At 75.5% G+C, this 14,291-nt stretch carries 11 protein-coding genes; 10 read left to right on the forward strand and 1 reads right to left on the reverse strand.

Annotated features, from left to right (window positions below; all coding sequences use genetic code 11):
* Positions 1–70 precede the first annotated feature (70 nt).
* The 6 genes from D7223_RS27885 (at position 71) to D7223_RS27910 (ending at position 6,732) form a co-directional block, all read left to right on the forward strand.
* Positions 71–691, forward strand: a complete 621-nt coding sequence (locus D7223_RS27885; protein WP_120731758.1) for a PadR family transcriptional regulator — start codon at positions 71–73, stop codon at positions 689–691.
* A gap of 77 nt (positions 692–768) precedes the next feature.
* Positions 769–1,470, forward strand: a complete 702-nt coding sequence (locus tag D7223_RS27890; protein ID WP_120731759.1) for a response regulator transcription factor — start codon at positions 769–771, stop codon at positions 1,468–1,470.
* Entirely contained in the window at positions 1,467–3,029 is a 1,563-nt protein-coding gene (locus D7223_RS27895; protein ID WP_120731761.1) for a sensor histidine kinase, read from the forward strand. Before D7223_RS27890 ends, D7223_RS27895 begins: the two co-directional genes overlap by 4 nt.
* Positions 3,030–3,091: 62 nt before the next feature.
* Positions 3,092–4,666: a trypsin-like peptidase domain-containing protein gene (locus D7223_RS27900; protein ID WP_120731763.1), complete on the forward strand. Its 1,575-nt coding sequence runs from the start codon at positions 3,092–3,094 to the stop codon at positions 4,664–4,666.
* 174 nt (positions 4,667–4,840) lie between these two features.
* Complete coding sequence (locus D7223_RS27905) at positions 4,841–5,506, forward strand: BON domain-containing protein (protein ID WP_120731765.1); 666 nt, start codon at positions 4,841–4,843, stop codon at positions 5,504–5,506.
* A 164-nt stretch (positions 5,507–5,670) separates the two neighbouring features.
* A complete protein-coding gene (locus tag D7223_RS27910; protein ID WP_120731861.1) occupies positions 5,671–6,732 on the forward strand; it encodes a glycosyltransferase family 4 protein in 1,062 nt (353 codons plus the stop codon).
* A 45-nt stretch (positions 6,733–6,777) separates the two neighbouring features.
* On the opposite strand, the gene D7223_RS27915 is transcribed toward D7223_RS27910, so the two are convergent.
* Positions 6,778–8,328, reverse strand: coding sequence for a serine/threonine-protein kinase (locus D7223_RS27915; protein WP_120731767.1), 1,551 nt, complete (start codon positions 8,326–8,328; stop codon positions 6,778–6,780).
* Positions 8,329–8,448: 120 nt separating this feature from the next.
* Here D7223_RS27915 and D7223_RS27920 point away from each other — a divergent pair, with 120 nt between their 5' ends.
* The 4 genes from D7223_RS27920 to D7223_RS27935 all read left to right on the forward strand — a co-directional run bounded on the left by D7223_RS27920 (position 8,449) and on the right by D7223_RS27935 (position 14,230).
* Positions 8,449–9,279 carry a patatin-like phospholipase family protein gene (locus tag D7223_RS27920; RefSeq protein WP_120731769.1) on the forward strand — a complete coding sequence of 277 codons (831 nt, stop codon included), beginning with the start codon at positions 8,449–8,451 and terminating at the stop codon, positions 9,277–9,279.
* Complete coding sequence (locus D7223_RS27925; RefSeq protein WP_120731771.1) at positions 9,279–10,295, forward strand: 1-acyl-sn-glycerol-3-phosphate acyltransferase; 1,017 nt, start codon at positions 9,279–9,281, stop codon at positions 10,293–10,295. Before D7223_RS27920 ends, D7223_RS27925 begins: the two co-directional genes overlap by 1 nt.
* A 9-nt stretch (positions 10,296–10,304) precedes the next feature.
* A complete protein-coding gene (gene cutA / locus D7223_RS27930) occupies positions 10,305–10,625 on the forward strand; it encodes a divalent-cation tolerance protein CutA (protein WP_120731773.1) in 321 nt (106 codons plus the stop codon).
* Positions 10,626–10,774: 149 nt separating this feature from the next.
* Complete coding sequence (locus D7223_RS27935) at positions 10,775–14,230, forward strand: SCO7613 C-terminal domain-containing membrane protein (protein WP_120731775.1); 3,456 nt, start codon at positions 10,775–10,777, stop codon at positions 14,228–14,230.
* The last annotated feature ends 61 nt before the right edge of the window (positions 14,231–14,291 follow it).

A 14,291-nucleotide genomic window follows, 5' to 3' on the forward strand; every position in this document is an offset into this window, starting at 1 on the left:
GTCGCGCCCGCCGCCGAGGGAGCCCGATGACGCACTGGACGGTCGACCACCGCCCGGCGGGCACGCTGCCGTGACCACCGTCTTCGGTCACGGGCGGTTGCGGCTCTACCTGCTCAGGCTCCTCGACGACGGGCCCCGGCACGGCTACGAGCTGATCCGCCTGCTCCAGGAGCGCTTCCTCGGCCTGTACGCGCCCAGCGCCGGCACCATCTACCCCCGGCTGCAACGCCTGGAGAGCGACGGGCTGGTCACCCACACCGCCGCCGGTGGCCGGAAGGTCTACGAGATCACCGACGCCGGCCGGGCCGAGTTGCGGCAGCGGGCCGGCGAGTTGGGCACGCTGGAGTCGGACATCGCCGCCTCGGTGCACGATCTCTCCGTCCTGGCCGGTGAGCTCGGTGGCGAGGCGCACGGCTCGGTCCGCGACCTCCGACGGGAGCTGCGGGAGGCGACCCGCCCGACCCGGCGTACGCGTCCGGCCGCGTCGTCCGGCCCGCCGCCGACGGGCCCGCCGGGTCCCGCCCGGACGACCGAGGGGCCGTTGCTGGCCGAGTTCGACCGCCGGCTCGCCGGGTTCAGCGCCGAGGTGGGCGCGCTGGTCCGGGCCCGCCGGCTCACCGACTCACAGGTACGGACCGCGATCCGGCTGTTGGACGGCGCGCTGGACGGCCTGCGGCGGTTGCTGCGCTGATCCGGGTCCGGACGGCTCACAGGTTCTTTCCAGCGACCGCCCAGCACGAGCGCAGCGAGAGCGCGGATGATGGGCCCATGGCCGCTACCCAGACCGAGGCGCGACTGCTCGTCGTCGAGGACGATCCCAACATCCTCGAACTCCTGTCCGCGAGTCTCCGGTTCGCGGGGTTCGACGTGGCGACCGCGACCAGCGGCAGCGCCGCGCTCAACGCCGCCAAGGACCACCGACCCGACCTGGTGGTGCTCGACGTGATGCTGCCCGACCTGGACGGCTTCGAGGTCATCCGGATGCTCCGCGAGGGCGGCACCCGTACGCCGGTGGTGTTCCTGACCGCGCGGGACGCGACCGACGACAAGATCCGCGGGCTGACCCTCGGCGGCGACGACTACGTCACCAAGCCGTTCAGCCTGGAGGAGCTGACCGCCCGGATCCGGGCGGTGCTGCGCCGTACCAGCAGCGGCGAGACCACGCCGTCCCGGCTCACCTTCGCCGACCTGGAGCTGGACGAGGAGACCCACGAGGTGCACCGGGCCGGCCAGCGGGTGCAGCTCTCCCCGACGGAGTTCAAGCTGCTGCGTTACCTGATGCTGAACGCCAACCGGGTGCTGTCCAAGGCGCAGATCCTCGACCACGTCTGGAACTACGACTTCCGGGGCGACGACAACATCGTCGAGTCGTACATCTCCTACCTGCGGCGCAAGGTGGACAACACCCCACCCCGGCTGATCCACACCCTGCGTGGGGTCGGCTACGTCCTGCGCAAGCCCGCGGCGTGATCCCGGTCGAGCAGGCGAAGGTCAAGCTGCGCGGAGTCCCACTCCGGGTCAAGCTGGTCGCGTCGGTCCTCACCCTGGTTGCCGCCGCCCTGCTGGTGATCAGTTCGCTGACCGCCGTTCTGCTGCGCAACTACCTGGTCGACCAGGTCGACGACGAGTTGACCACGGCCACCAGCACGGTGAGCAGCCTGGTCACCCAGCTCCGTCCCGGCCAGTTCGTCACGTTCGGCCTGCCCAGCGACTACGTGGTGCTCACCGTGCGCAACGGCCAGGTCGGTGGCGGCTACTCCAACCCGAATCTCGACACCCTGGACCTACCGCCGTGGCCGGAGACCGAGGCGGGATTCCGGGAGTTGGTGGGGGACACCCCCTTCACGGTCACCTCTCGCAACGGCGGCACCCGCTGGCGGATGCTCTACATCGAACTGCCCGGCGGGCAACTGGCCGCGATGGGGCAGAACCTCACCGACGTCGACCTCGCCGTCAAGCGCCTGGTCTGGATCGACCTGCTGGTGGGCGGCGCCGCGCTGGTCCTGCTCGCCTCGATCGGGGCGGCGATCGTGCGGACCAGCCTCAAGCCGCTGGTGGAGATCGAACAGACCGCCGCCGCCATCGCCGGCGGGGACCTGAGCCGACGGGTGCCCGATCCGGAGCAGAATGCCGACTGCCCCACCTCGGAGCTGGGTCGGCTCTCCCGGGCGCTGAACGCGATGCTCAACCAGATCGAGGCCGCCTTCACCGCCCGCGCCGCCTCCGAGGCCGCGGCGCGCTCCGCCGAGGCCGCCGCCCGGGACGCGGCCGACTCCGCCCTGGCCTCCGAGGCGCGGGCCCGGCGGTCCGAGGAGCGGATGCGGCAGTTCGTCGCGGACGCCTCGCACGAGCTGCGGACCCCGCTGACCACCATCCGGGGCTTCGCCGAGCTGTACCGGCAGGGTGCGGCCCGGGCTCCGGAGAAGACCGCCGACCTGCTGCGCCGGATCGAGGACGAGGCCGCCCGGATGGGTCTGCTGGTGGAGGACCTGCTGCTGCTGGCCCGACTGGACCGGGAGCGGCCGGTGACGCTCGGCCCGGTGGAACTGCCGGTGCTGGCCGGGGACGCGGTGGCGGCGGCCCGGGTGGTGGCGCCGGACCGGCCGATCGAGCTGGACATCGAGCCGGGCTCGGGAACGCTCGTGGTGCACGGTGACGACGCCCGCCTGCGCCAGGTGATCGGCAACCTGATGACCAACGCGCTCACGCACACCCCACCGGACGCCGCGGTGACCCTGCGGCTGCGTACCGAGCCGGGCGACGTCGCGGTGGTGGAGGTGGCCGACACCGGGCAGGGGCTCTCCCCGGAACAGGCGGAACGCGTGTTCGAGCGCTTCTACCGGGCGGACGCCGCCCGGACCCGGCGGGCCGACGGCAACACCGGCACCGGCCTGGGCCTGGCGATCGTCGCCGCGATCGTCGCCGCCCACCACGGCACCGTCGAGGTGACCGGAACGCCGGGCGGGGGTGCGACGTTCCGGGTCCGGCTTCCGCTGGCCCCCGAGCCCGCCCTCGACGACGGGGAATGACTTTCAGAAAACCTACAGGCAGGTTCCAGGCGGATCGCAGTGGCGGGAGAGAGAGTGGTCCCATGACCGAGTACGAGTCCGACCCGCAGCGCCGGCCGGCCCCCTCCGACGCCGAGCCGTCGCACCCCACCGCCGAGCTGCACCGCGTCGAGCGCGCGCAGTCCGACTCCGCCACCGCCGCCCCCGACGGCGAGACCACCGATCCGGCCCGGACCGCCGAGGTCCGCCCGGTCCAGGACGTCTTCCCGGGTACGCCCGAGGTCGCCCCGACCGCCGGCGCGGCGCGACCCGGCGACGGGCCGGGCGCGCCCGCCACCAGCCCGTCCGCACCGCCGTACCCGGTCTCCGGACACCCGCAGCCGGGGCAGCCCCACCCGTACGGCCAGCCGGGCCAGCCGCAGGCCGGCCGGTGGCCGGGTGGCGCGTGGTATCCCGGTCCGCAGGCCGGTTGGAGTGGCGCCGGCCAGCCGGGCCACGGTCAGCCGCACCAGCCCGGCCCACCCCACCACCCGGGTCAGCAGTACCACCCGGGCCAGCAGTACCAGCCGGGCCAGTCGCTGCCGCCCTGGGCGCAGCAGGCCCGTCCGCACGACCCCCGGCCCGGCCGGATCGCCAAGTTCGTCGGCGCGGGTGTCGCGGTGTTCGCCCTGATGCTCGGCTCCGGCGTCGCCGGCGGTGCGCTCGCGCTGGCCGTGGACGGTGGCTCGGGTGTCACCCGCACCTACTCCGCCGCGCCGGTCATCGACGGCGCGGATCTGCCCCGGATCGCCGCGAAGGTGCAGCCCAGCGTGGTCTCGATCAGCACCGGCAACGGTGAGGGATCCGGCGTGGTGCTCAGCGCGAACGGTTACGTGCTGACCAACAACCACGTCATCGCCTCGGCCGGCGGTGACACCGTTCGGGTGATCTTCGCCGACGGCCGGAACGCGCAGGCTCGGATCATCGGCGCCGACCCGAAGACCGACCTCGCGGTGGTGCAGGTCTCCGGCGTGAGCGACCTCCAGCCAGCCACCCTCGGTGACAGCGACGCCATGCAGGTGGGCGACCAGGTGCTCGCCCTGGGCAGCCCGCTGGGCCTGCAGGGGTCGGTGACCGCCGGCATCCTCAGCGCCCGGGACCGCACCATCCGGGCCGGCAGCCAGCAGAACCCGCAGCAGGGCGCGACGTCGATCGCCGGGCTGCTCCAGACCGACGCCCCGATCAACCCCGGCAACTCCGGCGGCGCGCTGGTCAACACCCGTGGCGAGGTGATCGGCATCAACACCGCCATCGCCACCGACGGCCAGGGCGGCACCGGCAACATCGGCGTCGGCTTCGCGATCCCGAGCAACAAGGCCAAGGACGTGGCCGAGAAGTTGCAGCGGGGCGAGAAGGTCAGCCACCCGACGCTCGGCGTCAGCGTGAACGCCGCCGAGGGCGGTGGCGCGCTGGTCGGCGCCGTCACGTCGGGCAGCGCCGCGGAGAAGGCCGGGCTCCAGCGTGGCGACGTGATCACCCGCTTCGGCGACAAGGTGGTCAACGACTCCGACGACCTCGTCGGCGCGGTGCAGGCCGGCAAGGTGGGTGACCGGGTCGAGGTGACCTACAAGCGCAACGGCGCCGAGTCCACCGTGACCGTGACGCTCGCCGAGTCCTGACCGGTAGACCAGAGCTTTTCTCCTCCCTCCGGCGGCGGGTGGTGGAGCCAAGGGGGTTGGCTCCACCACCCGCCGCTCACTCTCCTCGACGGCGGTTCACCCGGATCGGGTGAGCCGCCGTCACCCGATCCGGGTGCAGCCTCACCACAGGCAGCGACGGGGGAGGGGCGCGAGATGAGCACCGCCGTGCGGACGGACGAGCGGATCCAGCGGGACGTGCAGGACGAACTGGCCTGGGACCCCCGGGTGGGACCGAACCAGATCGGCGTGGTCGTGCACGCCGGCGTGGTGACCCTCACCGGCTGGGTGGACGAATACGCGCGCAGATGGGCGGCGGTCCGCTGCGCGCAGCGCGTACGCGGGGTGCGGGCGGTCGCCGACGACGTCGAGGTGCGCCTGCCCGGCGAGGCCGGCCGGACCGACTCCGACGTCGCGCTCGCCGCCGGCCGCGCGTGGGAGTGGGACAGCTTCGTGCCCGCCGAGCGGCTGGACGTCACGGTCGCCAACGGATGGGTGACGCTCCGTGGTGAGGTCGAGTTCGGCTGGCAGCGACGGACGGCCGAGAGTGACCTGCGCCGGCTGGCCGGCGTACGCGGGGTGACGAACCTGGTGGAGGTCCGGCCGGCCGCCCCGACCGACCGGGAGGGCACCCGGCGGGAGGTGCAGCGCGCGTTGCGGCGCGGCATCGGCACCGAGCGGGTCACCGTCGAGGTCGACGGTGACACGGTGGTGCTGCGGGGTGTGGTCCGCTCGTGGTGGGAGCGGGACCAGGCGGAGCGGATCGCGTGGTCCGGCGCGGGGGTGCGGGCGGTGCGGGACGAGCTGCTGGTCGGCGGCTGAGCGCCGGGCGGGTGTAGCGGTGCCGCCACCGGGAACCCGCTGCCGACCACCGGGGCGGGTGTCTGCCGGACCCGGCGACTCCGGTGGGACTGCGTGAGGGGGAGGGGCCCGTGGCCGTGCAGCTTCCGGACGACCGCTCGGCGGAGCGGCCGCTGCGGATCGCGATGGTGGTCCCACCCTGGCTGTCGGTGCCCCCGCCGGGTTACGGCGGGCTGGAGCAACTGGTCGCCGGACTGGTGGACGCGCTCGTGACGCGTGGCCACGCGGTGACCCTCTTCGGTGCCGGGCGGGACCACGGCACCGCCGGTGACTTCGTCGCCACCGTCGGCGATCTCCAGTACGACCGGCTCGGCGAGTCGCTGCCCGAGCTGGCCCACCTGGCTCAGGTCAACCACCTGGTCGACGCGGCCGACTTCGACGTGGTCCACGACCACACCACGATCGGCCCGCTGGTCGCCGGCCGCCGGGCGGTGCCGACGGTGGCGACCGTGCACGGCAATCCGGTCGGTGAGTACGGAACGGTGCTCAGCGACACCGACCACGGGGTCGGGCTGGTCGCGATCTCGCACGCGCAGCGCCGGCTCAATCCCCGGCTGCCCTGGGTGGGTACGGTGCACAACGCCCTGGACACCACCGGCATCCCCCGCAAGAGCATGCCCGGCCGAGGGCCGGTGCTGTGGCTGGCCCGGTTCAGCCCGGACAAGGGGCCGGACCTGGCGATCCGCGCCTGCCGGGCCGCCGGGCTGCCGCTGGTGCTGGCCGGCAAGTGCAACGAGCCGGCCGAGCGGCGCTACTTCGAGCAGGTGATCCGGCCGATGCTCGACGAGGACGTCACCGTCGTGCGGGACGCCGACCGGGCCACCGCGCTGCGGCTGCTGATCGACGCCCGCTGCCTGGTCATGCCGATCCAGTGGGAGGAGCCGTTCGGGATGGTGATGCTGGAGGCGATGGCGACCGGCACCCCGGTGGTCGCGCTCAACCGGGGCGCGGTGCCGGAGCTGGTCCGCCCCGGTGTGACCGGGCTGGTCTGCGCCACCGCCGACGATCTGCCCGGGGCGTTGCGGGCGGCGGACCGCCTGGATCCGGCGGCGTGCGTCACGCACGTGGAGGAGAACTTCTCCACCTGCCGGACCGCGATCGGCTACGAGGCCGTGTACCGGCGGTTCACCGCCGGCGTCGTGCGCCCGGCCCGGTCCCGCGAGCCGGTGCGGGTGGCCTTCCGCTGAGCCCGCGCCCGGCCGCCGGTGCCGGTCGCCGGCGCGGGCACCGGCTCAGAGCTGGGCCTGGCCGAGGTCCGCGACGGCGTCGTCGAGGCGGCGGGCGTACGCCTCGCTGATCGCGCCCTCGCCGAGGCGGATCCGGACCTTCTCCCGCAGCCGGTCCACCCGGGCCGGCACGTCACCGCGCCCGGCACGGGCGGCCTCGGTGAGGTTGCGCAACTCGTTGCGCAGGTCGAGGCCGACGTCGGAGCGGATCTCGCCGTCGTCCAGTCCGGCGCCGATCAGGCCGTCGAGCCGGTTCGCCGCCGCCACCAGGGTGTCCCCTGTGGATGGTCGGGAGGTGGGCGGGGGTGGCGGGGTGGCGGTACCGGCGGACGGCGGCGTGCCGCCCGTCGGGCCGGTGGTGGCGGTGGGCGTCGGGAACGGCTCGGCGGTCGGCAGGGCGTCGCCCCGGTCCGGGTCGTCCCGGCGCAGACCGGGCACCAGCAGTGCGGCACCGATCGCCAGCGCCACCAGCACGACCGTCAGCACCAGAACCGGTCGCGGCAGGCGACGTCGGTCCGGTCCGGCGGCCCCGTCCGGACCTTCACCCGGTGGCCGGCCGGCGGTCTCCGGCGGGGTTGCCCGACCCAGCGTCGCCACCGGACCGGCCGGCACCGCTGTGGTGCCCGCCGCGTCGGTCGCTGCGGTGCCGGCCGCGTCGGTCGGCGTGGCCCGCGCCGACAGCGGGAGGGTGGCCGTGCGCGTCGTGCAGGTGCGCGGGTCGGCCGGGAGCAGTTGCTCGCGCAGCGCGGTGGCGACCTGGCGGGCGGTCGGCCGGGCGGCCGGGTCGCGGGACAGGCAGCGCAGGCAGATCCCGGCCACCTCGGGCGGCAGGCCGGGCACCTCGACCGGTGCCGGCGGCCCGCTCCGGGCGAGCGTCGCGCTCAGCTGTTCCCAGGTGTCCGCCGGGTACGGCACCCGGCCGGTCAGCGCCTCGTGCAGCAGCACGCCCAGCGAGTAGACGTCGGTGGCCGGCTGCGCCGGCGCGCCGTCGAGCCGCTCCGGCGCCACGTACGCCGGGGTGCCGAAGGTCTCGCCGTCCTCGTCCTCGTCGGGCGCGCCGATCCGGGTGGCGATGCCGAAGTCGAGGACCTTCGCCCCACCCGGCGTCATCATCACGTTGGACGGGGTGATGTCCCGGTGCACGATGCCCAGCCGGTGCGCCGCGGCCAGCGCGTCGGCCACCTGCGCACCGGTCTGCACCGCCTCCGGCCACGGCAACGGGCCCTCGGTGAGCCGCAGCTCCAGCTCCTCGCCGGCGAGCAGCTCCATCACCACGAACGACATGATGGTGCCGTCGGAGGCGAGCGTCTCGCCGTAGTCGTGCACCGAGGTCACGTGCGGGTGGACCAGCTTGGCGGCGGACCGGGCCTCGGCGCGGACCATGTCCCGGAAGCGGGCGTCGGCGGCGAGCGACGGTGCGAGCACCTTCAACGCCACGTTGCGGTCGAGCACCTCGTCCCGGGCCCGCCAGATCACCGACATCCCTCCCGCGCCGATCTGGTCGACGAGCCGGTACCTGTCGGCCAGCAACCGGCCGGGACGCAGCGCTGGCTTCACGGATCGCACCTGCCTCGGGGTGGGAGCGCTATCAGGTTGCGCGACTGTTTCCGCCGTGTCAACGGCCCCCGGCCCCACCAGCGAAGCGGTCGGCGGCGTCGCCGTGCCAGGATGAACGGCATGGGGCGGGGACCGGTGGCGTTCGTGCTCGGGGGCGGCGGCGTCCTCGGCGCGGTCGAGGTGGGCATGCTGCGTGCCCTGTTCCGCGCCGGGATCCGGCCCGACCTGGTGATCGGCACGTCGATCGGCGCGGTCAACGGCGCGCTGGTCGCCGCCGACCCCACCGAGGCGGTGACCGACCGCCTGGTGCGGCTCTGGGCCTCGCCGGAGGCGAGCGAGGTGTACGGCGACTCGGTGGCCCGGCAGGTGCGGCGGTTCGCCGCCCGTACCCACCTGCACTCGCCCCGCCCGTTGCGCAGGCTGTTGGAGAACGAGCTGGGCGCGGAGACCACCTTCGCCGACCTGCGGGTGCCGTTCCGCTGCTGCGCGGCCAACATCGAGCGCGCCGCCGAGCACTGGTTCGACACCGGGCCGCTGGTCCCGGCCGTACTGGCCAGCGCCTCCGTGCCGGGCCTGCTGCCGCCGGCCCGGATCGGGGACCTGCACTACATCGACGGAGGGATCGTCAACTCGATCCCGATCGGCGAGGCGGTCGCCGTCGGCGCGGAGCGCATCTTCGTACTCCAGGTGGGTCGGATCGAGAGGGCGCTGACCCCGCCCAAGCGGCCGTGGGAGATCGCCCAGGTCGCGTTCGAGATCGCCCGCCGGCACCGGTTCGCCCGGGAGCTGGCCGCGCTGCCCGACGGGGTGGAGGTGCACGTGCTGCCGACCGGTGGCCTGGAACCGCGCGACGACACGCCCTGGGCCTACCGGGACATGGCGGCGGTGGGCCGCCGGATCAGCCGCGCCTACACCGCCTCCCGGCACTACCTCGCGCAGCTGGACCACTGATGCCGCTGCCTCCACGGTGGCTGCGTCGGCTGGTCCTCGCCCCCGGGGTGGTGCTGCTCGCCGTGACGGTGGTGACGACCGTCCCGGTGTGGGTGCTGCTGGCGTTGGTCGCCTCCCCGTTCGTGCCCGGGCACCTGCGACCGCTGCGGGTGCTCTGGCTCGCCGCCGTCTACCTGATCTGGGACGCGGCGGCGCTGCTCGCGCTGTTCGTCCTCTGGGTCGCCGCCGGTTTCGGCTGGCGGGTACGCTCGCCGGCCTTCCAGCGGGCGCACTACGTGCTGGCCGGCTGGTTCCTGCGGGTGCTGTTCTGGCAGTCCCGGTGGACGCTGCGGCTGCGCATCGACGTGGTCGGCACCGACCCGGACACCGCGCTGCCCGGACGGCCGGAGCTGGTGCTCTGCCGGCACGCCGGCCCGGGTGACTCGTTCATCCTGATCCACGCGCTGGTCAACTGGTTCCGGCGGGAACCGCGGATCGTGCTGAAGGACAGCCTCCAGTGGGATCCGGCGATCGACGTGCTGCTCAACCGGCTGCCGACCCGTTTCCTCGCGCCGGGTCCGGACGGCAAGGGCTCGGTGACCGAGCAGATCGGGCACCTCGCCACCGGGCTGGACGACGACGACGCGTTCGTGATCTTCCCGGAGGGCGGCAACTTCACCCCGAAGCGCCGCGTCCGGGCGATCGCCCGGCTGCGGTCGCGCGGTCTGGAACGCATGGCGCGGCGTGCCGAACGGATGCGGCACGTGCTCGCCCCGCAGCCCGGTGGGCTGCTCGCCGCCCTGGACGCGGCACCCGACGCCGGGGTCATCTTCGTGGCCCACACCGGGTTGGACAGGCTGCTCACCGTCGCCGACGTGTGGCGTGAGCTGCCGATGGACAAGCGGATCGTGATGCGGTTCTGGTCGGTGCCGCCGGAGGACGTACCCACCGGCCGGCAGGAGCGCATCGACTGGCTCTTCGACTGGTGGGGTCGGATCGACGAGTGGATCGCGGCCAATCGCCAGAACGCCGCGTAGGGTGCGGGCGTGGACCAGATCTGCGTCGTGACGACGGTGGTGGACGCGCGGTCGGTGGCCGACGTGCTGGCGGCGGCGGCGGTCGCCGGGCGGCTCGCCGCCTGCGCACAGGTGGGCGGCCAGGTGGACAGCACCTACTGGTGGCAGTCGAACATGGAGACCAGCACCGAGTGGGAGGTGCGGTTCAAGACCGCCCCGGACCGGGTGGCCGCCCTGGTGGAGCAGATCCGGGCCAACCACCCGTACGAGGTGCCGGAGGTCCTGGTGACCCGGGTGGACAGTGGCAACCCGGACTACACCGCCTGGGTGCACGAGCACACCCGGGCCTGACCCGTTCATGATCGGATACGCCTGACCCACTCGACACGCCGGTACGGATGCTGCCCAGCCGTATCCGATCATGCCCGACCCGAGGGCGCGGCCCCAGCCTAGGTACGCGCACTCTGGTCGGGTGATTCTCGAGGCCCGAGGATGACCGCGTGGAGAACTCGGCCTACCCCTGTCCCGCCTGCGGCGCCCCCGCTGACCTCGGCCGTGGCTGCTCCGGCTGCGGCCGTCCGCCGTACCCGCCCGCGGCCGAGGTGCTTGCTCTCGACCGGGAGATCGGTGTGTTGACCGGGGAGGTCGAGCGGGCCCGGCGGACGTACGTGGCACTGATCGACCGGTTGAACGCCGCCCGGCGGCACCGCGCGGAGGTGGCCGCCGCGGTGCGGGCGGAGTTCCCCGCGCCGGTCCCGGTGCCGGTGCGGATTCCGGGCCCGGCGGCGCATGCGGCCCCTGCGCCCCCGCCGGCCGGCTCGGCGGCGGCCGGCGGCGCGGAGACCTCGACCCGGACCGTGCAGGGCCTGCTGTTCGTCCTCGGGGGACTGTTGCTCGGCACCGCCGCCGTGGTCTTCACGGCGGTGGCCTGGGCGAGCGTGGGGCTCGCCGGCCGGGCGCTGATCCTGCTCGCCTTCACCGCCCTCTTCCTCGCCGTGCCGCTGCCGCTGCTGCGGCGGAGCCTGCGGGGCACCGCGGAGACCATCGCCGCGGTGGGGCTGCTGCTGGTGCTCCTCGACGGGTACGCCGCCTGGACGGTGGACCTGGGCGGGGTGGCCGGGTGGCCCGGCACGCGGTACGTCGCGCTGGTCGGGGGGGCCGGCGCGGCGGTCGCGGCCGGGTACGCCCGGCTCACCCGGCTGACCGGGCCGTGGTGCGCGGCGCTGATCCTGGCGCAGCCGGTGCTGCCGCTGCTGGCCGTGGAGGCGCGGCCGGGGGCGGCCGGCTGGACGGTGGCGCTGGTCGGGGTGGCGCTGGTCGACCTCGCGGTGCTGGCCGTGCTGCGCGGCCGGGGGGACAGCGCGGGGATCGCGGCCGGCCGGGCGGTGGCGTGGCTCGGGTTCGCCGCCGCGCTCGTCGCGGCGGCGGCCTGCGCGCTGGTGCCGCTCGCGGCGGGCCGGGCGGGCGGCACGCCGCTCCTGGCCGGGGTGCCACTGCTGCTGGTCGCGTCGACGTTGTTCGGCGCGGCGCTGCTCGTCGGAACGGGGCCGATGCGGGAGGCGGCCGGCGGTCTGCTGGTGCCGGTGCTGGCGGCGGCGCTCGTCCGGCCGGCGGGCGCGACGACGCCGTCGCTGGTGCTGCTCTCGGCGGGGCTGGTCGCGGTGGCGGCGGCCGGAGCGGTGGGGCTGGTCCCGGCCGGGTGGCGGGCCGGTCCCAGGGTGGGGGCGCTGGTCGTGGCGGGCGGGTCGGCGCTGGTCAGCACGTTGACCACGGTCGGACTGGCCGTCGCGGTGCTCGGCCGGTCGCTGCCGCCGTGGCGGGGCGCCGCCGCCGGTCCGGCGCTCGGGTGGGGTTGGCAGCTTCCGGTCGCGGTGGCCCTGTCGGCGGTGGCCTGCGGGTTGCTGCTGCCCCGGCCGGTCCGACCGGTGGTGGCGGTGCTGGGGGGTGCGCTGACCGCGTTCGCACTGCCCGCCCTGGGTGCCACGCCGTGGCCGGCGGTGGTCGCCGTCGACCTGGTGGTGGGGGCGGCGCTGCTGGGGGTGGCGGTCGTCCGCCCCGCGGACCGGTGGCGGGTGGGCGCGGCGGCGGTCGCCGGCGCGGCGCTGCTGGGCCACGGCCTGCTGGTGGCGCTGGCCGACCCGGCCGGGTTGCTGGCGGCGCTCGCGGTGGTGCTGGCCGTCGGGGTGGCGGTCGCCGCCGCCGGCCGCCGGGGCAGCGCCGGCCAGCGCGCGGTGGGTGGGGTGGCGCTCGCCGCCGCGCTGCTCGCGGTGCCGGCGGTCACCGCCGTCGCCACCTTCGCCGCCGGGTCGCCGGCCTGGTGGCAGGCGCGGGCCGCGCTGATCGTCGTCGCGCTGCTGCCGGTCGGCCTGTGGGCGGTCCGCCGGCACTGGCCGGACCTGACCGGGTACGCGGCGTCCGCACTCGCCGTGGCGGTGCCGGTGGTGGCCGGTGCCGTGCTGCTCGCACCGGCGGACGAACCGGCGGTGCTCTACGGCGCGGTGGCGGTGCTGGTGGTCGCCCTCGGTGAGGCGGCCGCGCGGCGGAGCGGTCCGCTGCGGGTGATCGGGACCGGGTTGCTGGTGGTGACGTCGGTCGCCGCCGCGCCGGCGACGGTGGTGGCGCTGGTCGCCCCGTACGGCCGGGTGCCGTCGCCCTGGTCCGGTGCGCCGGCGCCGGTGTCCACGCCGGGTGGGTGGCCGCCGGGGGTGGCCCTGCTGGCCCTGGCGCTCGCCGCGACGGTGATCGGGCTGGCCGGCCGTACCGCACGCGCCGACGTCGGTGCCGCCGGCCGGACCGACGGACCGGTGGGGCAGACGCGGGAGGTGACCGCCCCGGCCGCCGTGGCGACGGTGTTCGCGGCGCTGGCGGTGCCGGTGCTCCTGACGGCCGCGGGCGCGCCCTGGCCGGTGGTGCCGGCCGGGACACTCCTGGTCGGGGTCGGCGCGGTGCTGGCCACCGTGTTCGCCGCACCCCGGCCGCCGCTCGGCCCGGTCGCGGCGGCGCTCGGACTGACCTTCGCCGCCTCCGGGCTGCTCGGCGCCACGGCGACCCGGTCCGGCACCCTCGCCGCCCTGGGGCTCCTGCTGGCGGCGGCGGTGACCACCGTCGCGGCCGGCCGGTCGGCCGGGGTGCGGCTCGCCGGCTGCCTCGTCGCGGTCGGCGCGGCGACCGGGTTCGCGGTCACCGCCGGGCTGGCCGCCGGCCTGCCGCCGAGGGGGGCGGCGTTCGGGGTGCTGGCCGTGGCCGCCCTCACGATGGCCGTGGCGGCCGTCCTCGCGCCCCGGGTCGGCCCGCCGGTGGCCCGGGCGCTGGACGCCGCCGCGCAGGCGGTGGCCCTGCTCGCCCTCCTGCTCACGGTCGACGCCACCCGGTACGCGGCGACGGTCTGCGTCCTGTGGGGCGCCGCCGTGGCGGTACGGGCGCTGCGCCGGGCCGAACCGGCCGGTCGGCGCTGGGCGTTCGTCGCGGTCGCCGGGGGCAGCGAGCTGTTCGGCGCCTGGCTGCTGCTGGTGGCCGGCGGCGTGACGCTGCTGGAGGCGTACACCGTGCCGGCGGCGACCCTGGCACTCGCGGCGGGCCTGGTGGCGCTGCGGACCCGACCCGGGCTGACCAGCTGGCTGGCGCTCGGGCCGGGACTCGCCGCCGCGCTGCTGCCCAGCCTCGCGTTGGTGCTGGGGGCGCCCGACGCGCAGCCGTGGCGACGGCTGCTGCTCGGCACCGCCGCGCTGGGGACGGTGCTGCTCGGGTCGACCCGCCGCTGGCAGGCCCCGGTGGTCCTGGGCAGCGTCACGCTCGCCCCGCTCGCGCTGTACGAACTGGCCCGGGGCTGGGACCTGCTGCCCCGGTGGATCTTTCTGGCGCTGGGCGGCCTGGCGTTGATCGGGCTGGCCGCGACCTACGAGCGGCGGCGGCGGGACCTGACCCGGCTGCGGGCGGCCGTCGGCCGGATGGGCTGACGGTAGGGCGAACCCTACGCGGAGTTCGGGGGTGAGCTGGATCATTATCCGCCCGGACAAT

The organism is Micromonospora endolithica (genome assembly GCF_003626595.1).
Classification (GTDB): Bacteria; Actinomycetota; Actinomycetes; order Mycobacteriales; family Micromonosporaceae; genus Micromonospora; species Micromonospora endolithica.